The 25,640-nt window shown below is 64.9% G+C and carries 26 protein-coding genes and 1 tRNA gene; 19 read left to right on the plus strand and 8 right to left on the minus strand.

What is annotated here, in order from left to right:
• Positions 1–71: 71 nt before the first annotated feature.
• Entirely contained in the window at positions 72–1,226 is a 1,155-nt protein-coding gene (locus U0023_RS09855) for a 2OG-Fe(II) oxygenase (protein ID WP_009493425.1), read from the plus strand.
• Here U0023_RS09855 and U0023_RS09860 read toward each other — a convergent pair.
• On the minus strand, positions 1,214–1,624 hold the full coding sequence (locus U0023_RS09860; protein ID WP_009493423.1) for an NUDIX hydrolase: 411 nt from the start codon (positions 1,622–1,624) through the stop codon (positions 1,214–1,216). The genes U0023_RS09855 and U0023_RS09860 overlap by 13 nt on opposite strands.
• Positions 1,621–2,199: an LOG family protein gene (locus U0023_RS09865; RefSeq protein ID WP_009493421.1), complete on the minus strand. Its 579-nt coding sequence runs from the start codon at positions 2,197–2,199 to the stop codon at positions 1,621–1,623. The genes U0023_RS09860 and U0023_RS09865 overlap by 4 nt, the downstream gene beginning before the upstream one ends.
• Positions 2,200–2,357: 158 nt before the next feature.
• Here U0023_RS09865 and U0023_RS09870 point away from each other — a divergent pair, with 158 nt between their 5' ends.
• Complete coding sequence (locus U0023_RS09870; RefSeq protein WP_040639516.1) at positions 2,358–3,524, plus strand: acetyl-CoA acetyltransferase; 1,167 nt, start codon at positions 2,358–2,360, stop codon at positions 3,522–3,524.
• A 121-nt stretch (positions 3,525–3,645) separates the two neighbouring features.
• On the opposite strand, the gene U0023_RS09875 is transcribed toward U0023_RS09870, so the two are convergent.
• Positions 3,646–3,912: a BolA family protein gene (locus tag U0023_RS09875; protein WP_009493417.1), complete on the minus strand. Its 267-nt coding sequence runs from the start codon at positions 3,910–3,912 to the stop codon at positions 3,646–3,648.
• Between the two features lie 90 nt (positions 3,913–4,002).
• Here U0023_RS09875 and U0023_RS09880 point away from each other — a divergent pair, with 90 nt between their 5' ends.
• The 9 genes from U0023_RS09880 (at position 4,003) to U0023_RS09920 (ending at position 13,662) form a co-directional block, all read left to right on the plus strand.
• The gene (locus U0023_RS09880) at positions 4,003–4,632 is read left to right on the plus strand and encodes a J domain-containing protein (protein ID WP_009493415.1); all 630 of its coding nucleotides are present in this window, start codon (positions 4,003–4,005) and stop codon (positions 4,630–4,632) included.
• 116 nt (positions 4,633–4,748) lie between these two features.
• A complete protein-coding gene (cobS, locus tag U0023_RS09885) occupies positions 4,749–5,738 on the plus strand; it encodes a cobaltochelatase subunit CobS (protein ID WP_009493414.1) in 990 nt (329 codons plus the stop codon).
• A 161-nt stretch (positions 5,739–5,899) separates the two neighbouring features.
• The gene (gene cobT, locus U0023_RS09890) at positions 5,900–7,798 is read left to right on the plus strand and encodes a cobaltochelatase subunit CobT (protein WP_009493413.1); all 1,899 of its coding nucleotides are present in this window, start codon (positions 5,900–5,902) and stop codon (positions 7,796–7,798) included.
• The gene (locus U0023_RS09895) at positions 7,795–8,799 is read left to right on the plus strand and encodes an esterase-like activity of phytase family protein (protein ID WP_009493411.1); all 1,005 of its coding nucleotides are present in this window, start codon (positions 7,795–7,797) and stop codon (positions 8,797–8,799) included. Before cobT ends, U0023_RS09895 begins: the two co-directional genes overlap by 4 nt.
• A 193-nt stretch (positions 8,800–8,992) precedes the next feature.
• Positions 8,993–10,390 carry a circularly permuted type 2 ATP-grasp protein gene (locus tag U0023_RS09900; RefSeq protein WP_040639515.1) on the plus strand — a complete coding sequence of 466 codons (1,398 nt, stop codon included), beginning with the start codon at positions 8,993–8,995 and terminating at the stop codon, positions 10,388–10,390.
• A gap of 15 nt (positions 10,391–10,405) precedes the next feature.
• The gene (locus tag U0023_RS09905; RefSeq protein WP_009493407.1) at positions 10,406–11,350 is read left to right on the plus strand and encodes an alpha-E domain-containing protein; all 945 of its coding nucleotides are present in this window, start codon (positions 10,406–10,408) and stop codon (positions 11,348–11,350) included.
• A 3-nt stretch (positions 11,351–11,353) separates the two neighbouring features.
• The gene (locus tag U0023_RS09910) at positions 11,354–12,172 is read left to right on the plus strand and encodes a transglutaminase family protein (RefSeq protein ID WP_009493406.1); all 819 of its coding nucleotides are present in this window, start codon (positions 11,354–11,356) and stop codon (positions 12,170–12,172) included.
• A 53-nt stretch (positions 12,173–12,225) separates the two neighbouring features.
• On the plus strand, positions 12,226–12,975 hold the full coding sequence (locus U0023_RS09915) for a peptidase (RefSeq protein ID WP_009493405.1): 750 nt from the start codon (positions 12,226–12,228) through the stop codon (positions 12,973–12,975).
• A 123-nt stretch (positions 12,976–13,098) separates the two neighbouring features.
• On the plus strand, positions 13,099–13,662 hold the full coding sequence (locus U0023_RS09920; RefSeq protein ID WP_154661259.1) for a hypothetical protein: 564 nt from the start codon (positions 13,099–13,101) through the stop codon (positions 13,660–13,662).
• Positions 13,663–13,678: 16 nt separating this feature from the next.
• Here U0023_RS09920 and U0023_RS09925 read toward each other — a convergent pair whose 3' ends face one another.
• A complete protein-coding gene (locus tag U0023_RS09925; RefSeq protein WP_009493403.1) occupies positions 13,679–14,317 on the minus strand; it encodes a queuosine precursor transporter in 639 nt (212 codons plus the stop codon).
• A 93-nt stretch (positions 14,318–14,410) separates the two neighbouring features.
• Positions 14,411–14,701 carry a 50S ribosomal protein L28 gene (gene rpmB / locus U0023_RS09930; protein WP_009493402.1) on the minus strand — a complete coding sequence of 97 codons (291 nt, stop codon included), beginning with the start codon at positions 14,699–14,701 and terminating at the stop codon, positions 14,411–14,413.
• Positions 14,702–14,937: 236 nt separating this feature from the next.
• Between rpmB and U0023_RS09935 the strand changes: the two genes are divergently transcribed.
• From U0023_RS09935 to U0023_RS09960, 6 genes are all read left to right on the plus strand, one after another.
• On the plus strand, positions 14,938–15,813 hold the full coding sequence (locus U0023_RS09935; RefSeq protein ID WP_009493400.1) for a DUF3108 domain-containing protein: 876 nt from the start codon (positions 14,938–14,940) through the stop codon (positions 15,811–15,813).
• 194 nt (positions 15,814–16,007) lie between these two features.
• The gene (locus U0023_RS09940; RefSeq protein ID WP_322883780.1) at positions 16,008–19,133 is read left to right on the plus strand and encodes a helicase-related protein; all 3,126 of its coding nucleotides are present in this window, start codon (positions 16,008–16,010) and stop codon (positions 19,131–19,133) included.
• Between the two features lie 13 nt (positions 19,134–19,146).
• Positions 19,147–19,449: an RNA-binding S4 domain-containing protein gene (locus tag U0023_RS09945; protein WP_009493398.1), complete on the plus strand. Its 303-nt coding sequence runs from the start codon at positions 19,147–19,149 to the stop codon at positions 19,447–19,449.
• Positions 19,450–19,505: 56 nt separating this feature from the next.
• On the plus strand, positions 19,506–19,844 hold the full coding sequence (gene fdxA / locus U0023_RS09950) for a ferredoxin FdxA (protein WP_009493396.1): 339 nt from the start codon (positions 19,506–19,508) through the stop codon (positions 19,842–19,844).
• Positions 19,845–20,306: 462 nt separating this feature from the next.
• A complete protein-coding gene (locus tag U0023_RS09955) occupies positions 20,307–20,879 on the plus strand; it encodes a CarD family transcriptional regulator (RefSeq protein ID WP_009493395.1) in 573 nt (190 codons plus the stop codon).
• Positions 20,880–21,043: 164 nt separating this feature from the next.
• A complete protein-coding gene (locus U0023_RS09960; RefSeq protein ID WP_009493393.1) occupies positions 21,044–21,916 on the plus strand; it encodes an RNA polymerase factor sigma-32 in 873 nt (290 codons plus the stop codon).
• 76 nt (positions 21,917–21,992) lie between these two features.
• Here U0023_RS09960 and U0023_RS09965 read toward each other — a convergent pair whose 3' ends face one another.
• From U0023_RS09965 to U0023_RS09975, 3 genes are all read right to left on the minus strand, one after another.
• The gene (locus U0023_RS09965; protein ID WP_009493391.1) at positions 21,993–23,417 is read right to left on the minus strand and encodes a M48 family metalloprotease; all 1,425 of its coding nucleotides are present in this window, start codon (positions 23,415–23,417) and stop codon (positions 21,993–21,995) included.
• Positions 23,418–23,423: 6 nt separating this feature from the next.
• Complete coding sequence (locus tag U0023_RS09970; protein WP_009493389.1) at positions 23,424–24,248, minus strand: thermonuclease family protein; 825 nt, start codon at positions 24,246–24,248, stop codon at positions 23,424–23,426.
• A 195-nt stretch (positions 24,249–24,443) separates the two neighbouring features.
• A complete protein-coding gene (locus U0023_RS09975) occupies positions 24,444–24,656 on the minus strand; it encodes a hypothetical protein (RefSeq protein ID WP_009493387.1) in 213 nt (70 codons plus the stop codon).
• Between the two features lie 147 nt (positions 24,657–24,803).
• On the opposite strand from U0023_RS09975, the gene U0023_RS09980 reads away from it, so the two are divergent.
• Positions 24,804–25,400, plus strand: coding sequence for a hypothetical protein (locus U0023_RS09980; RefSeq protein WP_009493385.1), 597 nt, complete (start codon positions 24,804–24,806; stop codon positions 25,398–25,400).
• Positions 25,401–25,541: 141 nt separating this feature from the next.
• Positions 25,542–25,618, plus strand: a tRNA-Arg gene (locus U0023_RS09985).
• Positions 25,619–25,640: the final 22 nt, after the last annotated feature.

The raw sequence follows: 25,640 nt of genomic DNA on the forward strand, positions 1-25,640 counted from the left end.
ACTTGCCGCTGTGACAAAGGTACCATAATAAACGAGATACCATATCGCTCTGCCGTGCCTGGACTGTATTGATGATCGATTCCGCCGCTTCCGAAACCGTACAACCGGCCTACCGCATCCTCCAGGCCGGTGATCCGGTTCCCTGGTTCAAGCAGAATTCGACCAGCAACCCGCGGTTCAGCTTCGATACGGTGGCCGGGCGCTACATCGTCCTGTGCTTCTATGGAACGGGTTCGGACGAGATCGGCAGCGCGACTCTGGCGTCGTTCCAGGAGACGCACCGCGACCTGTTCGACGACGACAGGATCGCGATCTTCGGTGTGAGCGTCGATCCCTCGGACGAGGCGGAAGCGCGGGCCAAGCAGGTCATCCCCGGCATTCGCCATTTCTGGGATTTCGACGGCGCGATCGGGCGCCTCTACGGGGCTCTCCCGCGCAACATCTCGCCCGAGCAGTCGCAGGTCCCCATCCGCCGCTTCTGGATGGTCCTCAACCCCACCCTGCGCGTACGCGCCATGTTCCCGTTCGAACCGGACGGCAGCGATCGGGAGAAGGTGATGGCCTACCTGCGCGACCTGCCGCCGGTGGACCGGTTCGCCGGGTTCGAGATCCCGGCGCCCGTGCTCGTGATTCCGGACGTATTCGAGCCGGAATTCTGCCGGCACCTGATCGGCCTCTATGAGCAGCATGGCGGGCAGGAATCGGGCTTCATGCGCGAGGTCGACGGCAAGACCGTCGCGGCCCATGATCCGAACCACAAGCGCCGCAAGGACTACACGATCGAAGACCCGAACCTGATCCGGCAGGTGCAGCACCGCATCATCCGCCGCATCAATCCGGAGATCGAGCGGGTGCACTTCTTCAAGCCGACCCGCATGGAGCGCTATATCGTCTCCTGCTACGCGGCGGAGGATGGCGGGCACTTCCGCGCGCACCGCGACAACACGACGAGCGGCACGGCCCATCGCCACTTCGCGGTCTCCATCAACCTCAACGACGATTTCGATGGCGGGGAGGTGAGCTTCCCCGAATACGGATCGCGCAGCTACAAGGCTTCGCCCGGCGGCGCGGTGGTGTTCTCCTGCCCGCTGCTGCACGCGGTGTCACGCGTGACCGAAGGGCGCCGCTTCGCCTTCCTGCCCTTCCTCTACGACGAGGAAGCCGCCAGGATCCGCGAGGCGAACAACGCCCATCTCAGCGAGGATGTGGGCGCCTACAAGGCCTGATCGCTCTCGTTCAGGGACTGGGCGAGAGGCAGGACGGTGTCCCGCGTGAGCGGTGCCAGCGGCGTGTCGCCCGGTTCGCGCGGGTCGATCCAGACATGGTCTTCGATCTCGGCCTTGCAGGAGATGACGCCCTCAAGACGGGCCGCGTAGATGGCGGCCCGCACCCGTTGCCCTGGTTCGTTCGCCGCCGGAGCCTCGAAGATTCCGAGCTTGCTCGCGGAACCCGGAACGAGACCGCAGCCGAGTTCCTCGGAAAGTTCCCGTGCCAATGATTCCAGATCGCTCTCGCCCGGTTCGCGCTTACCGCCCGGTTGCATGAAGCTCGCCGTGCCGCGCTTGCGCACGAGCGGAACATGCCCATGCGGGTCGCGAACCAGGGCGGTGACGATCTCGATCACCGCTCGCCCGCCTTGATCCACTTGTCGACCTTCGGCGGCTCGTAGGCGCGAACGGCCGCGATCAGCGCGACAGGCTCCTCCTCGACGATCAGCATCGCCCGGTGGATCGGCTTCACGAAACCGCGCTCGACCACATCGTCCAGGAAATCCGTCAGCTTGTCGTAGAAGCCGCCGGCATTCAGGAGAGCGCAGGGCTTGCGATGGTAGCCGAGCTGCGCCCAGGTCCAGACCTCGAACAATTCCTCAAAGGTGCCTAAGCCCCCGGGCAGGGCGATGAAGCCGTCCGAGAGTTCCGCCATCAGGGCCTTGCGCTCGTGCATGGAGCTCACCACCCGCATGTCGCTCAGGGAGCGATGGGCGATCTCCTTGTCCACCAGCGCCTGCGGCATGACGCCGATCACATGGCCGCCCTTTTCGAGGGCCGCATCGGCGACCGCGCCCATGAGCCCGACCGAGGCGCCGCCATAGACCAGCTCGATCCCCTGAGCCGCCAAGGCCTCGCCGAGCGACCGGGCGGCTGCGAGGTAAACGGGATCCTGGCCGCTGCTGGACCCGCAGAAGACACACAGGCGCATGGGATTGTCCTTCGTGATTCGCGTAAGCCACCGATGAACGACAGGAACGGGCCAGGCTCAAGACCCGATCCAGGCCCGGGCATGGAATGTCCGACTTGCTGAAGGCCCCAAAGAGGGCCACCTTGTCGTTCAACAACACGATCCCCGAGGAGACATCCATGACTGCCTGCATCGTCGGCTGGGCCCATACCCCCTTCGGCAAGCTCGACACCGAGTCCGTCGAAAGCCTGATCGTCCGCGTCACCAACGAGGCGCTGGAGCATGCGGGCCTCGGCCCGGAGGACGTGGACGAGGTGGTGCTCGGCCATTTCAACGGGGGCTTCTCGGCCCAGGATTTCACCGCCTCCCTGGTCTTCCAGGCCAGCGACAGGTTTCGCTTCAAGCCGGCGACACGGGTCGAGAATGCCTGCGCAACGGGATCGGCCGCGGTGCACCAGGCGATCAAGGCCATCGAGGCGCGCCGCGCCAAGACCGTGCTGGTGGTCGGCGTGGAGCAGATGACGAAGACGCCGGGGCCGGAGATCGGCAACATCCTGCTCAAGGCCTCCTACCTGCCGGAGGACGGCGGCACGCCGGGCGGTTTCGCGGGCGTGTTCGGCAAGATCGCCGGCACTTACTTCCAGCGTTACGGGGACCAGTCGGATGCGCTTGCCCTGATCGCGGCCAAGAACCACAGGAACGGCGTCGACAACCCTTACGCGCAGATGCGCAAGGATCTGGGCTTCGATTTCTGCCGTGCCGAGAGCGAGAAGAACCCTTACGTCGCCGGTCCCCTGAAGCGCACCGATTGCTCGCTCGTGTCCGACGGAGCCGCCGCCCTGATCCTGGCCGATACCGAGACGGCGCTTCGCATGAAGCGGGCGGTGGCCTTCCGGGCTACGGCCCATGCGCAGGATTTCCTGCCCATGTCGAAGCGCGACATCGTCCAGTTCGAGGGCTGCGCGGAGGCCTGGCGGAGGGCCCTGTCCCAGGCGGGCGTTCAGCTCACCGATCTCTCCTTCGTCGAGACCCACGACTGCTTCACCATCGCGGAGCTCATCGAGTACGAGGCCATGGGCCTGACGGCCCCCGGTCAGGGTGCGATAGCCGTCAAGGAAGGCTGGACGAACCGGGACGGCAGGCTGCCCGTGAACCCCTCCGGGGGCCTCAAGGCCAAGGGCCATCCCATCGGGGCCACCGGCGTCTCGATGCACGCGCTCTCCGCCATGCAACTCTGCGAGGAGGCCGGCGGCATCCAGGTGAGGAACCCGAAGCTCGGCGGCATCTTCAACATGGGCGGCGCGGCCGTGGCGAATTACGTAAGCGTGCTCGAGCGGATCAAGTGACGAAGCCGCATAGCTCCGTCCTGTGAGAATACCCGCGACGTCGTCACCGGCTTTGTGCCGGTGATGGCGTGAGCGGGCGTCAGTCCCGGCCGTCGCTTCGGTCGGGAATGACGCTCGAGGCTTACTCCCCCGGCGCCTTGGCCTGGATCGCCAAGGCGTGCAGCCCCCTGTCGAAGGCGCCTTTCAAGACCCCGTTCACGAGCCGGTGACGCTCGACCCGGCTCTTGCCGGAGAAGACCTGCGACACGATATAAACCTGGAAATGAGTTTCCCCGCCTTCCCGCCACCCGGCATGGCCGTGATGCTTTTCTGATTCGTCGATGACGGTCAGCTCGGTCGGCTGCAGGCTCTCCTGCAAAGTCTGTGTGATCCAGTGCTGAAGGGTCATGCTGATTTGTAAAACCTTTTTGAACGGGTCTGCGGCGAAAAGCGTTCAGGCCTTGGCTCAAGGCCCCAAGCCACTCATAATCACTGAATCATGGATCTCAACTCGCCTTTTTTCGACCGTATCCGGATCAAGCCTTCCTGCGAAGAGCCGCAGGAGGCCAAGGGTCCCGTTTGCGAGCATCCGTCCTGCAAGGCGGCAGGAGAATACCGCGCGCCCAAGGGGCGGGATCGGGAGGGCCAGTACTGGCGCTTCTGCCTCCAGCACGTGCGCGAATACAACGCCTCGTACAATTACTTCGCCGGCATGTCGGATTCTGCCGTCGCGGCCTTCCAGAAGGATTCCATCATCGGCCACCGTCCGACCTGGACCATGGGCATGAACGGGTCCGGCCAGGGCGAGGAGCAGAATGCCAAGGCCGAACCGCGGGATTGGGGCTATTTTGATCCCCTCGGCATCCTCAAGGGCGAGGACTTCACCCAGGCTCGGACCAGTCGGGCCAAGCCCGAGCCGAAACGCCCGCGCTACAGCGGGGCCGTGCGCCGGGCGCTGGACATCCTCGGGCTCGACGAGACCGCCGACGGTCCCGCCATCAAGGCTCAGTACAAGTCCCTGGTGAAGCGCTTCCACCCGGATGCCAACGGCGGCGACCGATCCTTCGAGGAGCGCCTGCGCGACATCATCAAGGCGCACGATGCCCTCAAGAGCGCCGGCCTGTGCTGAAATGGTAGCCTTTTAGGCAAGGCAGACGCGCGCATTAGGAAATTGCGCCATTCCGTCATGGAGGTTAAGAAGCCCGTGACGTTTTCGAGACAAACTTCAAAGACCGAGAGGCCCCTATGACGGCACAAACCGAGACAGCGACCCTTCTGCCTGACATGAAGGTGTCCGTGCGACAGGTCTTCGGGATCGACTCGGATCTGGAAGTTCCTGCCTTTTCGCAAGCCGAGCAGCACGTGCCGGATCTCGATCCCGATTATCTCTTCGACCGGGATACGACCCTTGCCATCCTGGCCGGCTTCGCGCGCAACCGCCGCGTCATGATCACGGGCTATCACGGCACCGGCAAGTCGACCCATATCGAGCAGGTGGCGGCTCGCCTCAACTGGCCTTGCGTGCGCGTGAACCTGGACAGCCACGTGTCGCGTATCGACCTCGTCGGTAAGGACGCCATCGTGCTGCAGGACGGCAAGCAGGTCACCGCCTTCCAGGACGGCATCCTGCCCTGGGCCCTGCAGAACAACGTGGCCCTCGTGTTCGACGAATACGATGCCGGCCGCCCGGACGTGATGTTCGTGATCCAGCGCGTGCTGGAGCAGTCTGGCAAGCTCACCCTGCTCGACCAGAAGCGCGTGATCCGGCCTCACCCGGCCTTCCGCCTCTTCGCCACCGCCAACACGGTTGGCCTCGGCGACACGTCGGGCCTCTACCACGGCACGCAGCAGATCAACCAGGGCCAGATGGACCGCTGGTCCATCGTCACGACGCTCAACTACCTGCCGCACGACAAGGAAGTGGACATCGTCCTCTCCAAGGCGAAGCACTACCAGGAGGATGCGTCCGGCCGGGATATCGTCAACAAGATGGTGCGCGTGGCCGACCTCACCCGCTCGGCCTTCATGAACGGCGATCTCTCGACCGTCATGAGCCCGCGCACGGTGATCACCTGGGCCGAGAATGCCGAGATCTTCGGCGACACGGGCTTCGCGTTCCGCGTGACGTTCCTCAACAAGTGCGATGAGCTCGAGCGCACCCTCGTGGCCGAGTTCTATCAGCGCTCCTTCGGCAAGGAACTGCCGGAGAGCGCCGTGAATATGGTGCTGTCGTAAAACCAGCCCTGTCGTTCCGGGCCGGCCCAAGCCGGGCCCGGAATCCTGAAACGCCAACGTTTCAGGATCAGATGGATACGCAGCAACCATCCCCATGCTGTCGTGGTGATGGATCCCCGCTTCCGCGGGGATGACACGAAACGGGCGTCAGGAGAGGTGAGATGTCCATCTCGAACCGCAAGCCGGGTGAGAAGAAGGAAGCGCCGGCGGAGCCGCTGAAGCGCTCCATCGCCGGCACCATGAAGGCGATCGCCCGCAAGCCCGACCTCGAGGTCGCCTACGCGTCCGACCGTCCGGTGCTCATGGGGCAGGACAAGGCGCGCCTGCCGGAGCCGCCCCGGCGGCTGACCTCGCAGGACGTGGCGGTGCTGCGCGGCAATGCCGACGCCATGGCACTTCGCCTCGCCTGCCACGACACCGCCCTGCACCGGAAACTCGCCCCCGAGGGGCAGGCGGCCCGCGCGGTGTTCGATGCGGTCGAGCAGGCGCGCGTGGAATCCATCGGCTCGCGGCGCATGGCCGGCATCTCGTCCAACATCTCGGCCATGCTGGAGGACCGCTACCATCGCGGCGGCAAGTACGAGGAGATCACCGACCGGGCCGATGCGCCGCTCGAGGATGCACTCGCCCTCATGGTGCGCGAGCGCCTGACCGGCGAGAAGCCACCCGCGTCGGCCACCAAGATCGTCGATCTCTGGCGCGACTTCATCGAGGACCGCGCCGGGCACGATCTCGACGGTCTTCTCAAGAACATCGAGAACCAGCGCAGCTTCGCCCGCAACATCCGCGACATGCTCTCCTCCCTCGACATGGCCGACGAAGCGGCCCTCGATTCCGAGGACGAGGAGAACGAGGACGAGAACGAATCCGAGGAGCAGGAGAGCCAGGGCGAAGGCGAATCCGAGCAGGAGAGCCAGGGCGACCGCGCCGACGTGGAGATCAGCGAGGATTCGAGCGACGAGATGGAGGACGGCGCGACGGAAGAGGCCGATGGTCCTTCCGGAGAGATGCCCGAGGAATCCGAGGAAGCGGATTCTGAAGATGCCGGCGAGTCCTGGCGTCCGCCGTCGCGCTCCAACGAGGCCCGCGGCCCGGACTACAAGGCCTACACCAACAAGTTCGACGAGATCATCCACGCGGAGGATCTCTGCGATGCGGACGAGCTCACGCGCCTTCGTGCCTATCTCGACAAGCAGCTCGCCCATCTCCAGGGCGTGGTCGGGCGTCTCGCGAACCGCCTGCAGCGCCGCCTGATGGCGCAGCAGAACCGCTCCTGGGAATTCGACCTGGAGGAGGGAACCCTCGATCCCGTGCGCCTGCCGCGCATCATCATGGATCCGTACCAGCCCCTGAGCTTCAAGCAGGAGCAGGACACGAACTTCCGCGACACGGTGGTGACGCTGCTCCTCGACAATTCCGGCTCCATGCGCGGGCGCCCGATCACGGTCGCGGCTACCTGCGCGGACATTCTCGCCCGTACCCTTGAGCGCTGCGGCGTGAAGGTCGAGATCCTCGGCTTCACGACGCGCGCCTGGAAGGGCGGCCAATCCCGCGAGATGTGGCTGCAGAACGGCAAGCCGGCCAATCCCGGCCGCCTGAACGATCTGCGCCACATCATCTACAAGTCGGCGGATGCGCCCTGGCGGCGTGCGCGCAAGAATCTCGGCCTGATGATGCGCGAGGGCCTGCTCAAGGAAAACATCGACGGCGAGGCGCTTGATTGGGCGCACAAGCGCCTACTGGGTCGGCCCGAGCAGCGGCGCATCCTGATGGTGATCTCGGACGGCGCGCCGGTGGACGACTCGACCCTGTCGGTCAATCCCGGCAACTATCTCGAGCGGCACCTGCGCTTCATCATCGAGGAGATCGAGACCCGCTCGCCCGTGGAGCTCATCGCCATCGGCATCGGTCACGACGTGACCCGCTATTACCGCCGCGCGGTGACCATCGTCGACGCGGAGGAACTCGGCGGCGTCATGACCGAGAAGCTTGCGGAGCTGTTCGAGGAGAACGCAGCGCCCCCGTCCCGCGGAGCATTCCGCCGCAGGGCCGTCGCTTGAGGCTGACCCGGCGGAATTTCCTGATCGGCGGCGGTGCTGCCGCCGCGACCCTGGCCTGCACGGGCGTCGCTCTCGCGCAGCGGCCGCAAGCTTTCCGGAGCGCGACCTCCATCGACGTGGAGGCGCGGCCGATCAGCCGCCTCTCCACCACCGATCCTGATCGCTCCCGCTTCGGCGCCCTGATGTTCCGCTCCGGAATCGATCTGCGCTCGCGGGTGTCGGCCTTCGGCGGCTTTTCCGGGCTCTGGCGCTCGCCCGACGGGCAGGACCTCATTGCGCTCGCCGACAATGCGCAGGTGCTGAAGGCCCGGGTCGAGACATCGGACGGACGGCTCTCGGGCCTGTCGAACCCAGTGCTGTCGCCCCTGATTTTGAGCAACGGCGTTCCGTTGCGGCGTTCGCGCTATTACGACACGGAGAGCCTCGCGCTTGCGGGCAATGCCGCCTATGTCGGCGTCGAGCGCAACCACGCGGTGATCAAATTCGAGCGGACGGATACGGGCAGCATCGTTCGCGGCGTTCCGATTCCCGTGCCGCAGGCGGTGAAGGATCTGCCGAGCAACGGCGGCCTGGAGGCTCTCGGCGTTGCGCCCCGGCGCTCGCCCTTGAATGGAGCGCTCGTCGGAATCGCCGAAGGCGGCAGCGGTTTCATCCTGACGGGCCCGCGGCAGGGCGCTTTCGAGATCGCTCTTTCCGGCGGCTATGCGGTGACCGATCTCGCTTTCCTTCCCGAAGGCGATGCGGTGATCCTGGAGCGCCGCTTCTCGCTATTCGGCTTTTTCGGCTGCCGCCTTCGCCGCATCGAGGCGGCTGCGCTGAAGGCAGGGGCCCGTGTCGACGGCAACGTTCTCTACGAGAGCGAAGCCTCGCATCAGGTCGACAACATGGAGGGGCTGGCGATCCATAGGGAAGGCCGAGATACCGTTCTGTCCCTCATCTCCGACGACAATTTCAGCTCTCTGCAGAAAACCGTGCTGCTCGAGTTTTCCCTTCTCGGCTGACCCTGCCTTACGCATAGGCAATTCGCCTTTTTTCTCATCATTCTTTGCCTGCCTCTATCCTTCGTCGTGCTTGAAACGTCGGGTTTCACGATACTAAGCTCCCTTCACGCGGGCCCGTTGCCAATTTTTGCGCCGGGTGTCCGCCTTCGAGGCTTGAGGAGATCCGGTGGCGGCACGGGCGGTCTTCGACGAGATGAGCGGCCATGACGGCCAGAGCAGGGATGCCTACCGGATCCTCCAGGACTGGCTGAAATCCGCCCCGCCGCACTTGCTGGAGCATCGCCGCGAGGAAGCGGAGCTCTTCTTCCGCAGGGTCGGGATCACCTTCGCGGTCTACGGCAACACGGAAGCCGAGGAGCGGCTGATCCCTTTCGACATCATCCCGCGCATCCTCTCGGGCAAGGAATGGAAGCGACTCTCGCAGGGCCTCGAACAGCGCGTGAAGGCCCTCAACCTGTTCCTGAAGGACATCTACGGGCCGCGGGAGATCCTGCGCGCCGGAATCATTCCGCCGGAGCTCGTCTATCTCAATCCCTATTACCGCCCGCAGATGCACGGGCTGTCCCTGAACAGCGACATCTACGTGCAGGTGGCGGGGATCGACATCGTCCGGGTCGACGACCAGGATTTCTATGTGCTCGAGGACAACCTGCGTACGCCCTCCGGGGTCTCCTACATGCTGGAGAACCGGGAGGTGATGATGCGCCTCTTCCCCGAACTCGTGGGAATGCAGCGCATCCGGCCTATCGAGAATTATATCGACGAGCTTTTGGGCACCCTCAAATCGGTCGCGCCGGCGAGTTCTCCCTGGGATCCGACCGTGGTTCTCCTCACGCCCGGTTCGCTCAATTCCGCCTATTACGAGCACAGCTTCCTGGCCGACCGGATGGGCGTGGAACTGGTCGAGGGACGTGACCTCTTCGTGCGCGACGAGATGGTCTACATGCGCACCACCGAGGGGCCGAAGCGCGTCGACGTGATCTACAGCCGCATCGACGACGACTTCCTCGACCCGCTGGTCTTCCGTCCGGATTCCGCCCTGGGTGTGCCGGGCCTGATCGCCGCCTATCGCGCCGGTAACGTCGCCATCGCCAATGCGCCCGGAACGGGGGTAGCCGACGACAAGGCCATGTACTCCTACGTGCCCGACATCGTGCGCTTCTACATGGGCGAGGAACCGATCCTGAAGAACGTGCCGACCTGGCGCTGCCGCGAGCGGGAGGCGCTGTCCTACGTGCTCGACAACCTGCACGAACTCGTCGTGAAGGAGGTCAACGGCTCGGGCGGCTACGGCATGCTGGTGGGACCGCATGCGAGCGCGGAAGCCCGCGAGCATTTCAAGGCGCGGATCCTCGCCAATCCGGACAATTACATTGCCCAGCCGACGCTGGCCCTCTCGACGAGCCCGATCTTCACCGAGAAGGGGCTGGCGCCCCGCCACGTGGATCTGCGCCCCTTCGTCCTGACGGGCCGCGACGGCGTCAGGCTCGTGCCCGGCGGGCTCACCCGCGTGGCCCTGACCGAAGGGTCGCTCGTGGTCAATTCGAGCCAGGGCGGCGGAACCAAGGATACCTGGGTGCTGAGTGAATGAGCGGGAGCGTTTCGCGTGCTGAGTCGTGATGCCGACAGCCTTTACTGGCTCTCCCGCTACGTGGAGCGGGCCGAGAACACGGCGCGCATTCTCGATGTCGCCTATCGCATGGCCTCGATGCCGATCTCCTATAACGGCGTCGAGACCAACGAATGGGAATCGGCCCTCGTCACGGCCGGCGGCATCGATCAGTTCCGCGCCGTCCATGGGGATGCGACGCCCGAGAACGTGATCGAGTTCCTGGCCTTCTCCGAGGCCAATCCGTCGAGCATCCAGAGCAGCTTCGACACGGCGCGGCAGAATGCCCGCTCCGTGCGGTCCGCGCTCACCTCCGAGATGTGGGAGGCGATCAACTCCGCCTGGCTCGACCTGCGCCGCTACCGGTCGAAGAAGATCAACGTCGAGGATCTTCCCCGTTTCCTGAACCTCGTGAAGGAAGCCTCGCTGCGCTACGACGGCTCGGCCATGCGAACGATGCTGCGCAACGATGCCTATTGGTTCTCGCGGCTCGGCGTCTACATCGAGCGCGCCGACAACACCGCGCGGGTGCTGGATGTGAAGTATCACGTGCTCCTGCCGCAGGATGCGGCGGTGGGCGGCGGCATCGATTATTACCAATGGGCCGCCATCCTGCGCTCGGTCTCGGCGCTGGTGAGCTATCAATGGGTCTATCACCAGAACCTGCGGCCCTGGCTCGTGGCGGATCTGCTGATCCTGCGCGAGGAGATGCCGCGCTCACTCGCCGCCTGCTACGCGTTCCTGTCCCGCCACCTGGACGACATCTCTCACCGTTACGGAACGTCGGGTGCGGCCCAGCGACAGGCGCGGGCGACGCATGCGCGCCTCGCGAACCAGAACATCGAGGACATCTTCCAGCACGGGCTGCACGAGTTCCTGCAGGACTTTCTTGCCGAGAACAACCGGCTCGGGCAGGCCATCACGAACCAGTATCTGTGCTGAGCCATGCGCATCCGCATCACTCACGAGACGGTCTATCACTACAGCGAGCCCGCCAAGTCGGCGATCCAGCTCCTGCGGCTGACGCCGCGAGGCTGCGACAGCCAGACCGTCCTGTCCTGGAACATCGACATGGACGGCGATGCCCGGCTGATGCGCCGGGAGGACTGGTACGGCAACATCGTCCACAGCCTGTCCGTCTCCGGTCCCCTGAGCCAGATCACCCTGCATGTGGCCGGCGAGATCGAGACCACGGACACGGCCGGGATCATCCGGGGAGGGGTGGAACGCTTCCCCGAGATCTTCTACCTGCGGGATACGCCGCTGACCCGGGCCGACGCCGCCATTCGCGAGTTCGCCGAGCTCACGGCGGGCCGTTTCACCAATCCGCTCGACCAGGCCCATGCGCTCCTCGGCGCCATCCCCGCGCGCCTGCGCTTCGACACGCAGGCCACCAGCGCCACGACCACGGGCGCGGACGCTTTCGCGGCAGGCCATGGGGTCTGTCAGGACTTCACCCATGTTTTCCTGAGCGCGGCACGCTGCCTCGAGATCCCCGCCCGCTATGTTTCCGGTTATCTGCATAAGCCCGGCGAGATTGAGCAGGAGGCCGGCCATGCCTGGGTCGAGGCCTATATTCCGGATCTCGGCTGGGTGAGTTTCGACCCTGCCAATGCTGTTTCCGCAACAGAACATTATGTCCGACTGGCCATCGGACTCGATTATCTTGATGCGGCCCCGGTTCGAGGAAGCTATTACGGTATCACCCGTGAAGCGCTCGACGTTCGTTTGAGGATCGAAAGCGCCCGTCAATCACAGGCGTGAGAATGGCCTCGACAACAGAGCAACTCGACCAGAGGGCCCCAGGAGGAACACCCATGACGTATTGTGTCGGCATCCTGGTGCGGGACGGCCTCGTCATGATCGCGGATACGCGCACCAATGCGGGCGTCGACAACATCGCGACCTTCCGCAAGCTGCACCTGTTCGAGAACCCCGGCGAGCGCATCATCACGCTCGCCACCGCCGGCAATCTGTCGGCCAGCCAGTCCGTCATGTCGCTCTTGACCGAAGGGCTCGAGAATTCCGAAACCGGCGTGGTCGAGACACTCCTGACGGTGCCCAGCATGTTCAAGGCGGCCCAGCTCGTCGGCCGCGCCATCCGTCAGGTCTACGAGGTGGACGGGGTCGAGATCGAGAAGCGCCAGATGACCTTCGACGTCACCATGCTGCTCGGCGGGCAGATCGGATCGAGCCCCATGCGGCTCTATCAGGTCTATTCCGCCGGCAATGCCATCGAGGCCACCGTCGATACGCCCTTCCTGCAGATCGGGGAGCCGAAATACGGCAAGCCGATCCTCGACCGGGCGATCTCCCACGGCACCAGCCTCGTGGAGGCCCTGAAGCTTGGCCTCATCTCGATGGATTCGACCCTGAAGTCCAATCTCGGCGTCGGCCTGCCGATCGACATCGTGGTGGCGAGGCGCGATGCCCTGAAGGCGCAGGTGACCTACCGGATCCAGGAAGACGAGCCGTATTTCCGCGACCTGCGCGAGCGGTGGTCGGCGGCCCTGCGCGCGGCCCATCAGGCCATTCCCCACCCGCCTTATGCGGAAGAGGTTCTCTGACGGTCAGCTCGGTGAGCGGCGCCTTGTGGGCTGATGGTGAACGAGGGCTTCGTGATGGCGCCGTGCCGGCCTCGTAAGCTCTCCCGCCTTTGTCAGGCGCTGGCCACGCTTGACGCGATTCTCATGCCGGATTGGGATCTGCGCTACCACTCCTTCAATGCGCATTGGGGAGAGGGCGAGATGATGGCTTCGATGCGGAACGGCGAGGGCGACAACTGCTTCATCCTCTTCAATCCCCATGGCGTGTTCGTCAGGGGACATGCGGTTGGGATGCGCATGGAGCGCCCGTCCACCGAACCGAGCCTGCTCCAAACCGTTCCGGCGGAATTCCATGCCGCTCTTCAAGAGCCCGCCTTCAGTTTCGAGAAGGCGACGTTCTGCCGATGGGCAACGTGGGAAAGCGAGGGATGGGGCGGCTGGCCGGCGCGACACTCATCGCATGGCGATCGGAATGAGGCGCGACGTGTTCTATCCATCTTGGATGGTAATCCGCGCACTTATCAGGCCTGGGCGGAGGGGTATTACGGGAAGGCTCTGGTGGCATCGGCCATCGACGCGATCTATGCCCACCGAACGCTCGAATCGGACCTCGTCCACGCACTGAACCCGGATCGGAGCATGACCGACCTCGCAGAAGAGATCCGCGAGATCGGCTATCCTTCGACTCTTCCTGGCGGAGGTTCGTAAGATCCCGGCGCGGTGCTCAAGCGGTCCGGTGGTGGTGACGCTTCGCGTCGTAGCGCATGAGCTGCAGGACCGCCCCATAGGGAGCAATCGCAATCGCCGCGAGCGCGAGCTTCACCAGATAGTCGGCCACCGCCAGATTGGTCCAGGGCAGGGCGATGCACTGATCCGCGATGCCGACATGTCCGAGCGCGTCGCTGATGGTGAGGCCGAGGCCGGGCACCACGCCGCAATAGAAGGCGAAGGAGAAGAAGATCGCCGTGTCCAGGGCCGAGGAAATCACGGAAGACACGAAGGGCGGCATCCACCAGGCATGACCGCGCAGGCGGAAGAAGATCTGGATGTCGAGGAGCTGAGAGGTCAGGAAGGCCGCCCCCGAGGCGATCGCGATGCGAGGCGATGCGAGGATGACCGAGAGTGCCACCGCCAGCGCGAAGCCGACATAAACCACCCGGCGGGCGCCTTGAGGGCCAAAGCGCCGGCTCGCCAGATCGGTGACCAGGAACGAGAACGGATAGCTGAAGGCGCCCCAGGTCAGGTAATTGTCCAGGCCCAAGTGCTGGAAGGGATATTGGACCAGAATGTTCGACGAGAGGACGACGAGGGTCATTGCCGCAAGGGCAATGAGAAAGTCGCGGCGGTCGAGCTTTGTCATCATCGGTTTCTCTTGAGCCAACAGCTAAGGCTTCATGCAACGCAAAACGGGCGGCACCGAGGCCGCCCGCAAAGCCGATTCACTGACGATCGGAGATCAGCTCGCTGCAGCGAGCTTCTTCTCGATCTCGCGCTTCACAGCGAGGGCGGTGGTGGAGAGCTCTCCAGCCTTGGCCTTGGCCAGGAAGGCGTCGAGGCCGCCGCGATGCTCGACCGAGCGGAGCGCATTGGCGGAGACGCGCAGGCGCACGGAGCGCTGCAGGGTGTCAGATTGGAGCGTGACGTTGCAGAGGTTCGGCAGGAACTTCCGCTTCGTCTTGCGGTTCGAGTGGCTCACCAGGTGGCCACTCAGCACGGCCTTGCCGGTCAATTCGCAACGGCGCGACATGGGTTCAATCCTATTCGTCTATAAAGGGTCGCGACCTCGAATTCGCGGGTTTGCCTGATCGCAGATCCCGCGCGGCCGGACACCAGAAGTCCTTGGAAGGTGCGAGCCTATAGGCCAAAAAAGGGGAGGACGTCAAGAATAGTGCGACGCCGCATCTCGTTTTTTTGAAGCACCGAGGTCATGATTTATTCCGAATCTCGTGCGATGCAACGGAATAGACTATCAGGACAGCCTCCATGCGCCTCATCGCCTCAGCTCTCATGACCTTGGCTTTCGCCGGATCGGGCGCGCTCGCGCAAGCCCAGACGGGGCCGGCCCAGACCCTGAAAGTGAGCTATGACATCACCCTGGCAGGTCTGCCCTTGGGTAAGGCCGACCTGTCGTCGTCCTTCAAGGGACCGAAATACGAGATGGAGGGGCGGGCGAAGCTGACCGGGCTCGCCATGATCCTGACCGGCGGCCGGGGCGAGGCCAATGCCTCCGGCACCCTGGACGGCGATGCGCCGCCCCGTTCGAACACCTTCTCCGTGGTGTCGAAGACCTCGGACAACCAGCGCGTCGTCCGCATGGGGATCAGGAGCGGCCGGGTGGCCCAGGTCGAGATCGATCCGCCCTTGGAGCCCAAGCCCGACCGGGTTCCCGTCAAGGCAGCCGACAAGAAGGGCGTGGTCGATCCCATGAGTGCCCTGCTCATGCCGGCCATGGCGTCGAAGAACCTGACCGACCCGGCCAATTGCGACCGGACCATCCCGGTCTTCGACGGCGCCTCCCGCCTGAACGTGGTCCTCTCCTATGCGGAGACGAAGAAGGTCGAGGTACCGGGTTATTCCGGGCCTGTCCTGGTATGCAATGCCCGTTACGTGCCGATTTCCGGGCACCGGAGCGAACGTCCCGGCACGAAATTCATGCAGGACAACAAGGACATGTCCGTATGGCTGGCGCCCGTCGAAGGACCGCGCGTGCTCTTTCCGCTCAAGGTCTCGGTGCGTACCATGATCGGCATGGGCGAGATGCAGGCTTCTCTCTGGTCCCTGGAGGACGGGAAATCGCCTGCACCGTCCCGAAAGACCATGAAGGCCGACGAGACCATCAAGGCGGAGGTCGTCCAGTAAGTCCTGAAAACCCCTCGCGATTCATGTTGTTTCAGGTAGCGAAAGCGGGCTGCGGCACCATATAAGGGGCTAACCGCAGCCTGCCGCATGGGCCCGAGGCTGCTTCGTAGGGAAGGCTCCTGGCGCCGGTCTCCGGCTCTAAAGCCTCTCGGCTCTCACTCCGGGACCTTTTCAGCATTACCCGTCATCCAGGCATGTCCCGTCGTTCCCTTCCTCCGCAAGTGCGTGCGCGCGGCGTGACCGCCGTGCTCGGCCCCACCAACACCGGCAAGACCCATCTGGCCATCGAGCGCATGCTCGGCCACGACAGCGGCATGATCGGCCTGCCCCTGCGCCTCCTGGCGCGCGAGGTCTACAACCGCGTGGTGGAGAAGGCGGGGCATCACAACGTCGCCCTGGTGACGGGCGAGGAGAAGATCAAGCCGGACCGGCCGCGCTACTGGATCTCCACCGTCGAAGCCATGCCGCGGGATCTCGATCTCGCCTTCGTGGCCGTGGACGAGATCCAGCTCGCCAGCGATCTGGACCGGGGGCACGTGTTCACCGACCGCCTCCTGAACCAGCGCGGACGCGAGGAGACGCTTCTCATCGGCTCGGCCACCATGCGCCCCCTGATCGAGGCGCTGATCCCCGGTGTGCACGTGGTCACGCGGCCGCGCCTGTCGAAGCTGTCCTTCGCAGGCGAGAAGAAGGTTTCGCGCCTGCCCCGCCGCTCGGCCATCGTGGCCTTCTCGGCCGAGGAGGTCTACGGCATCGCCGAGCTGATCCGCCGCCAGAGCGGCGGCGCCGCTGTGGTGCTGGGCGCCCTGTCGCCCCGGACCCGCAACGCCCAGGTCGAGCTCTACCAGAACGGGGACGTGGATTACCTCATCGCCACCGATGCCATCGGCATGGGGCTCAATCTCGACGTGGACCATGTGGCGTTCGCGTCCGACAAGAAGTTCGATGGGTTCCAGTTCCGCAAGCTCAACAATCCGGAACTCGCCCAGATCGCCGGCCGCGCCGGCCGTTACATGCGCGACGGCACCTTCGGCTCCACGGGCCGTTGTCCGCCTTTCGATGCGGAAACCGTCGAGGCGCTCGAAAATCATACCTTCGACCCGGTGCGGATCCTGCAATGGCGCAATCCGGACCTGGATTTCTCCTCGCTCGCCCGCCTGCGCGATTCCCTCGGGACGCAGCCGAGGGAGCACGGTCTCGTGCGGGCGCCCACCGGCGAGGATGTGACCGCCCTCGAGGTCCTGGCCCGGGAGGACGACATCCGGGCCATGACCCGCACCCAATATGCCGTGGAACGGCTCTGGCAGATCTGCCAGGTGCCGGATTACCGGAAGGTTTCCCCGCAGACTCATGCGGATCTCGTCGGCCAGCTCTATCGTTTCCTCATGAAGGATGGGGCCATCCCGGCCGACTGGTTCGCCCGCCATCTGTCCGCCATGGACCGGACCGATGGGGATATCGACACCCTCTCCAACCGCATCGCCCAGGTCCGGACCTGGTCCTTCGTCGCTAACCGTCCCGACTGGTTGAAGGATCCAGAGCATTGGCAGGATGTTGCGCGTCAGGTAGAGGACAAGCTATCGGATGCGCTCCATGAACGCCTCGCCCAACGATTCATCGACCGGCGGACGAGCGTTCTCATGCGGCGCTTGAGAGAGAAAACGATGCTCGAAGCGGAAATTACGACCACCGGCGACGTCACCGTCGAGGGTCAGCATATCGGTCACCTGCACGGCTTTCATTTCGTGCCCGATCCCCAGGCCGACACCACGGAGGCCAAGACCCTGCGCAACGCGGCCAGCAAGGCCCTGGCCGGGGAGATCGAAGCGCGGGCTGACCGGTTCGCCGAGGCTCCCGATGCCATGCTCGTGCTGTCGAACGACGGCACGATCCGCTGGATGGGCGACCCGGTCGCCAAGCTGGAGGCCGGCGACAAGCTGTTCGAGCCCCGCGTGCGCATCCTCTCGGACGAGCACCTCACGGGCTCGGCCCGGGAGAAAGTGGACACACGCCTGCGCGCCTGGCTGAAGGCCTATGTCGTGCGCCTGCTCGGACCGCTGCTGCAGCTCGAGGACAGCGCCGAGCTGACGGGCCTTGCCCGCGGCATCGGGTTCCAGATCGGCGAGGCCCTGGGCGTTCTGGAGCGCGCGAAGGTCCTCAACGACGTGCGCAGCCTCGACCAGGATGCCCGCGGTGCCCTGCGCAAGGCCGGCATCCGGTTCGGCGCCTATCACCTCTACCTGCCCGCTCTCCTGAAGCCGGCGCCCCGCGTCCTGGCGACCCAGCTCTGGGCCCTGCGGAACGGCGGCCTCGACCAGAAGGGCATCGACGAGATCGCCCATCTCGCCCAGTCCGGCCGGACCTCGATCCCGGTCGATCCCGAGATCGCCCACGGACTCTATCGCGCGGCCGGCTTCCGCGTGCTCGGCGGCCGCGCCGTGCGCGTCGACATCCTGGAGCGCTTGGCTGACCTGATCCGTCCCGCCATCGCCTACCGTCCCGGCATCACCCCTGGCGAGCCCCCGGCCGGTGCGGCCGACGGGGAGAGCTTCGTCCCGACCGTGTCCATGACCTCGCTCGTGGGCTGCGCCGGCGAGGACTTCGCCACGATCCTCAAGTCCCTCGGCTACGTGATGGACCGCCGGCCCGGACCCGCCATCACCGTCCCGCTCGTCGAGGCTCCGAAGGTCGTCGAGCCGCAGGCCGCTGCTGTCGAGAGTGACATTGCCGCTCCGACCGAGACCACCGAAACCGCTGTCGGTACGGAAGAGATCGGGGCCGTCGCGGTGGCCGAGCCTGAGGCGAGCGTCTCGGAGCAGGAGTTGGCGACGAGCGCCGCCGAGGCCGTGGCTTCCCCCGAAGGCCAGTTGCTGGCTCCCGTCGAGGCTTCGTCCGAGGTTCCTGCGGCTGAAACCCCGGCCGAGCCTGAGATGATCGAGGTCTGGCGCCAGGGTCGCCGCCACCACGAGGGCGGGCAGGCCCGGCATGGCCGCGACGCCCGCGGCGGACGTCACCAGGAGCGCGGCGAGCGTCGCCAGCGTCATGGCGGCGAAGCCCAGGGCGAGCCCGGCGAGCGCCGTCCGCGTCCCGAGCGCCGCGAGGCGCAAGGGGAGGGCGGGCGTCCGCAGAACCGCCTGCCGCGCGGCCCCGGCCGTGGGGAGGATCGTCGCGGCGAGGAACGTCGTGGACCCCGTCCCGACAAGCGCCCCGACAACCGCCGGGAGGGTGGACACGAGCGTCGCGAGAAGCAGCCGGACCCGAACTCGCCCTTCGCCAAGCTGATGGCCCTCAAGGCGCAGCTCGAAGACAACAAGAAGTGAGGATGTGACGTGCATGCGTGAGGACCGGCAGCGGCTCGACAAGTGGCTGTGGTTCGCGCGCTTCGCGAAGACCAGGACGCTGGCGGCCAAGCTGGTCGCCGGCGGCTTCGTCCGGCTCAACGGCCAGCGCACCGACAATGCCGCCAAGGCGGTTGCCATCGGTGACGTGATCACTCTCGCGCTGGCCCGGACGACCCTGGTGGTCCGGGTCGAAAGCCTCGGCGAGCGGCGCGGCCCTGCGCCCGAAGCAAGGCAGCTCTACATAGACCTCAACCAGGACAACGCAGCGCTTGTCAGCGACCCCGACAAGGGCTAGAGCGGCGGCATAACGCCGTTTCGTTGACTTTCGAACAGACCCTCGAAGGACCGTGCATGACCTACGTCGTCACTGAAAATTGCATCAAGTGCAAATACATGGACTGCGTCGAGGTATGCCCGGTCGATTGCTTCTACGAGGGCGAGAACATGCTCGTCATCCATCCCGACGAGTGCATCGATTGCGGCGTCTGCGAGCCGGAATGCCCCGCCGAGGCGATCAAGCCGGATGCGGAGCCGGGCCTTGAGCAATGGCTCAAGCTCAATGCCGACATGGCCAAGAGCTGGCCCAACATCACCATCAAGAAGGATGCGCCTGCCGACGCCAAGGAGTTCGACGGCGTTGCGGGCAAGTTCGAGACGTATTTCTCGGCCAATCCGGGTGAGGGCGACTAATAGCGGACCCGGGGAGGCCGCCGCCTAGGACGCCTCCCGTCCGCTTCGCATCCCGACCTGCCGGCAGCGGAACGCGGAACCAGTTTCCTTACGATGCGTTAGATTTCAAAGCGCGGCCATAAAGGGCCTGCTTTACGCTGCCCGTTGAAATATTTTTGCTTTTTCGGCCGGACTGTGATAGGGTCCGCAAATGCCGTCGCTTGCGCTCAAGCCGTGCACCGTCTCTGCAGACCGGCGGTTCGCATAATTGAAGCAAAGATTCGCGTCCTTTGACTTAAGGGAGCGTCGCTGCCTTGGTCAAGGGTATGAGCGTATTTAGCCGCTGGCTTACATCAGGGAGACGAGCGGAATAGTCAAGTTCCGTGATGCTCAATCTCGATCCTCGTTCCCCTGGGTCCCTGCCCAGTGGAACCACAGCTTCCTCGCTGCCAAGCGAGGACCATGCAAGGAGGCCTCTCTCGCATGACAACCGCCAAGAAGTCCGCCCAGCGCCTTGGGTTCAAGTCCGGTGAAGCGATTGTGTATCCCGCTCACGGTGTCGGCCGCATCACGGCCATCGAAGAGCAGGAAATTGCAGGCTTCAAGCTGGAGCTCTACGTGGTCTCCTTCGACAAGGACAAGATGGTCCTTCGCGTTCCGACCGGTAAAGCTTCCAGCGTGGGCATGCGCAAGCTTGCCGAACCGGCCCTGGTGCAAAAGGCTCTGGACGTGCTGACGGGTCGTGCTCGCGTGAAGCGCACCATGTGGTCGCGCCGCGCGCAGGAATACGAGGCGAAGATCAATTCCGGCGACCTGATCGCCGTCACGGAGGTCGTGCGCGATCTCTATCGCTCCGAGGCTCAGCCCGAGCAATCCTACAGCGAGCGCCAGCTCTACGAATCCGCCCTCGACCGCGTGGTTCGCGAGATCGCCGCAGTGAACAAGATCACGGACACGGAAGCCCTCAAGCTCATCGAGCAGAGCCTTGCCAAGTCCCCGCGTCGTGCCAAGGGCGCCGAAGCCGAAGGCGACGACCTTCAGGAAGAAGCCGCCTGATCCGAGGCGCCTTCCATCCCGCAAAAAGCCCGGCTCCAAGCCGGGCTTTTTCTTTGCCGAAGCCTTGTTTTCCAAGGCTCGGAATCTATTTTGCAAAACTTGGCTGTGAGAAGTGAACTTTTCGCGGCCTCGCTCGTTGTGTCTCTGCCAAGGGAGAGCACACAATGGGAGAAATCTCAGGGGTTCGCCGCCGGTTCGTCCGCGCTGCCATGAATGCACCTTTTCTCGAAAGGGAAGAGGAGCATCTTCTTGCTGTGCGCTGGAAAGAGAACCGCGATGAAGCGGCGCTTCATCAACTGACTGCTGCCCACATGCGCCTCGTGATCGCGCTGGCAGCCCGTTTCCGTCACTACGGCCTGCCGATGGCCGATCTCGTTCAGGAAGGCCATGTGGGGCTTCTCGAAGCCGCCGCTCGCTTCGAGCCTGAACGCGAAGTTCGTTTCTCGACCTATGCGACCTGGTGGATCCGCGCCTCCGTGCAAGATTACATCCTTCGCAATTGGTCAATCGTCCGCGGAGGAACGAGTTCCGCCCAGAAAGCGCTTTTCTTCAATCTGCGCCGCCTGCGCGCCCGCCTGACTCGTGGTGGCGAGGAGCGGATCTCGTCGGACGTGCATGCGAAGATCGCCGAGGCGATCGGCGTGTCCAAAGCCGACGTGGCCCTCATGGACGCCCGTCTCTCGGCGCCCGACACGTCCCTCAATGCGCCCGTCCTGGACGCCGACGCATCCAATTCCGCCGAACGCGTCGAGTTCCTGGTCGACAACAGCCCGCTGCCCGACGAGAGCGTCACCGACGTGATCGACACCGAGCGCCGCGTGCGCTGGCTGCAGCAGGCGCTGGAAGTGCTCAACGAGCGCGAATTGCGGATCCTGCGCGCTCGTCGTCTCGACGACGAGCAGGTGACCTTGGAGTTCCTGGGCGACCGGCTCGGCATCTCGAAGGAGCGCGTGCGCCAGATCGAGAACCGGGCCCTGGAAAAGCTCAAGCGCGCTCTGGTCGAAAAATACCCCCAGGCCTCGGGCGCATTCGTTTAAGAGCTGAAAAAGATCAGGATTTCGAACGGCGAGGCGGGCAACCACCTCGCCGATTTCTTTTGTCGATCCTGAACGCCTACTCGACGACGATCTTGTAGCGCTCGCCGATCTTGATCGTGTCGTTCCTGTTGAGACCATTGAGCAGCAGGAACTTGTCGAGTGCCCGGTCGACGGGCATCCGGGCCGCCAGGTTCTGGACCGTGTCGCCGCGCTGGGCGGTGACGATCTGCAGCTTCAGCGGCCTGATCCGGCGGGCCTCGTCGGGCTGCACCTGGCGGACGCTGTTGAGGGTCTGCTGGAAGATGGCTTCCAGGTCTCCCCTGTTCCCCCGGGTCGCCATGATGAGCCGGAACGTGGTATTGCCGATCCGGATGGCTGAGAGGCGGAAGGTCCATTCCTTGCCGTTCGACAGGGCGGTGACCACGGGCAGGCCGTTCACCGTGCCGATCGTCAGGGTGCCGGGCTCGATCGTATCCGTCCAGGTTGACCGCAGCACGTCCTCCAAGCTCTGACCGAGCGGCGTATCGGCGGCATCGAACAGGAGGCGGCGCTCGCTGTCGCCGGAAGAGCCCAGCACGGCCTGGGAGGTATTCTCCAGGGTGAAGCCCTCCGGTGCCTCGAAGGCGACGCCGAGCCTCGAATGGATGAAACGGCGGCCCTTCACGACGCCGTCGGCCGGATCATCGCCATAGGAGAGGCCGTCGAGGGCCGTCAGATAGGCGAGGCGACCCGTTTCGCCTGTTCCCTCCATGCCCGTCCGCCGCGCCGCCTGGAGCGCTCGCGCCACCCGGTCGTCCGTCCTCGGGTGGGAAGCGTTCCGTTCGGCGGTCGACGAATCCGAACTGGCGCTCGAGCGTCCGAGGGCCGTCAGGAAGCGCGGAGCCCCGTAGGGGTCGAACCCCGCCCGCGCCAGGACCTTCACGCCGGTCTGATCCGCCTCGAGCTCCTGCGCCCGCGAGAAGCTGGCCAGGGCCGAACGGGCCTGGCTCTGGGCCATGGCAGCCTCTTCGGCATCGTTCAGCACGTTCTCGGCCACGCGTTCGATCAGGTCCGAGCGGGCCTGCAATTCGCTGCGCTGGGATGCATGACGGAGGGTGACGTGCGCGATCTCGTGCGAGAGCACGGCCGCAACCTCCGAGGTGTCGTTGGCGAGCGCCAGGAGCCCTCGCGTCACGTAAAGCCGTCCGTTCGGCAGCGCGAAGGCATTGACCACCGGCGAGTTGAGGATCGTCACCTGGAAGGCCTCGTCGGGCCTGTCGGTGGCCATCACGAGCCGGTTGGTCACGTCGGTCAGCATCTGCTGGAGCTGCGGGGCCCGGCCTTCGCCGCCGAACGCCCTCACGAGCCGGAGGTGATCCCGGTCTCGGTCCGGGCCGAGGACCCGCGGTGCATTGGCCGGCAGCGAGACGTCGTTGCCGAAGCCCGAGCAGCCCGCGACAAGAGCTGCAAGCAGGACGCTGCCAAGTAACGAAAAGCTACCTCTCTGACGTATTGTGCTCATGCTCGTTCATCGTGGCAGGCGGCCGCCTTCAAGGCGTTCGATCATGTCCGGAACGACAATGGAGAAGGCTGTCCCCTGCCAAGGCTGCAAAACGCCTCGGGCCCTGATCCGCTGGCCTCTGAGCGCCTCGGCGCCCATGCCCCGGTCGGACATCTGCTTCCAGGTATTCCTAGGAATGATGATCGTGAAGTCTTCTGCCCAGTGCCCCCCGAAGTTCAAATAGGTCCGCTGCTTGCGCTCGCCGATGCTTCTGACGCGACCCTCGACCAGGATGAAGTTGCCGATTCGGTCCCGCAGACGCTCGGGTTGATTGACGTCCATGGGCTTATAGCGGTCATCGGCCCAAAGACCAAGGTGTCGTTCGCGGGCAGTGGCCTCGAGAGCGAGCAATTCCCGCTGGCAAAAGGGGGCATCCAGGCCGGCATCCGTGATCGCGAGACCGGCCTCGATGAGGCTGTGGCTCCAATCGAGGGAAGGCATCGTGCCGACGGACCGGATCCGGACGGATTTGCGGCCCCAGCGGTCGGCATGCCCCGTGTCTTGAACGAGGCTGGGCTCGCCTGCGCGGTCCCGCAGCCAGGCCAGGGCCTGGTCGCGATGGGGAGGCCCTTCAGGGAGCCGGATGCCGGCGAGACGGGCCGGGCCGAGGGAGGTCAGAACAAGATCCCCTTCCGGAGAGAGATCCTGCAGGCGATCCGGCCGCGCCTCGGCGGTGCAGACGGTTACGGGGCGCCCGCTCGCGGCAGGCTGCGCCCGCCCGCTCGACGCGGCGAATGCGAGACCTAAGCCGAGGCCGATGGTCACCAATGTCCGTAGGGCTGATCCCGTCATGAGACGGGATCATACCCATTCAGAGCAAAACGGCTACGCTTGGGGGCCGGTTCAGCGCCTTTCCTGTGCCGGATGGTGCTGCTGCGGTTCATATCCGCCGTGCCCGGAATTGTCGTGCTTGTTGGCGTCACGGGTCTCCTGATCGGACGCGCCGCCCTGCCTGCCGCCGGCAACGAGTTCTCCCTTTCCGGGTTCCTACCACCGGATCACCACGACCCTCTCGCGTCCGTTGCCCAGCTCGACCGCTTCCAGGCCTTCCGTCTTGCGGTTCTGCGCCTTCGCATCCTCGATGATTTCGATCTCGGCCACATGGGCCGCGAAGGCCTCGTCCACCTCGGCGACACAGAGCAGGGTGTCGGGGGGAAGATTCTCGATCTGTTTCAGGAAATCGCGAAGCGTCTGCGCCATGATATGCCTCCGGTTCCTTCTCAACCTGATCGGGCCAAGCAGAGTTCCTTGGGGCCTCGTCAGGGCAGGTTGCAAAGGGCTCTCCCCTCAAATGCCCTGCAGGCGTAGAATGAGAGGTGCCGGTCGCGCAGCAACAGGAGGTGGGCCATGAATGGGCATCGCACTCTCGTCTGGTTCGCGTGCAGCGTCATCTCGACATTCGGCTTCATCCCTGTGGTATTCGCCCAGCATCAGGGCATAGCGGGCTCCATGAGCGATGAGGACATCATCAAGAGCGCCATGGCGGCGGCGCCGCCCGCCGTCGCCAAGGACGCGACCATCGTGGATGTCTCTCCGGACGGGAAAACCCGCGTCGTCCGCAAGGGGACGAACGGCTTCACCTGTCTGGCGGACAATCCGAACACGCCTGGGCCGGACCCCATGTGCGGCGACAAGAACGCCATGGAATGGGCGCAGGCCTGGCTCGAGAAGAAGGAGCCGCCGCGCAACAAGGTCGGCTTCATGTACATGCTCTCCGGCGGAACGGATGCCAGCAACACCGACCCCTATGCGCAGAAACCGGAACCCAACAACAACTGGATCGAGACCGGGCCTCATGTGATGGTGGTCGGGGCCAAAGGCATGATGGAGGGATATCCCCGCACCCCGAAGCCCGACACCACGCAGCCTTACGTGATGTGGCCGGATACGCCCTACGAGCACCTGATGCTCCCGGTCCGGTCGCCGGAAGCCGCGACCCGGTAAGGCCTCCGTCCGGGCCGCTGTGCCCCTGGCCGGCGACACGGCGGCCCGCCCAGGCACGATCTCGTCGTCACTTGCTGATCCCAAGGGCACGAACCCCCTGGAATGACCCTGCCGACCGTGCTAAATCCCCTCGTCTCAAGCGGTCCCGTAGCTCAGCAGGACAGAGCAGCGGTTTCCTAAACCGAAGGTCGGAAGTTCGAGTCTTCCCGGGATCGCCAGTATTTCAGCCCATATGGTCTC

Source organism: Microvirga lotononidis (genome assembly GCF_034627025.1).
GTDB lineage: Bacteria > Pseudomonadota > Alphaproteobacteria > Rhizobiales > Beijerinckiaceae > Microvirga > Microvirga lotononidis.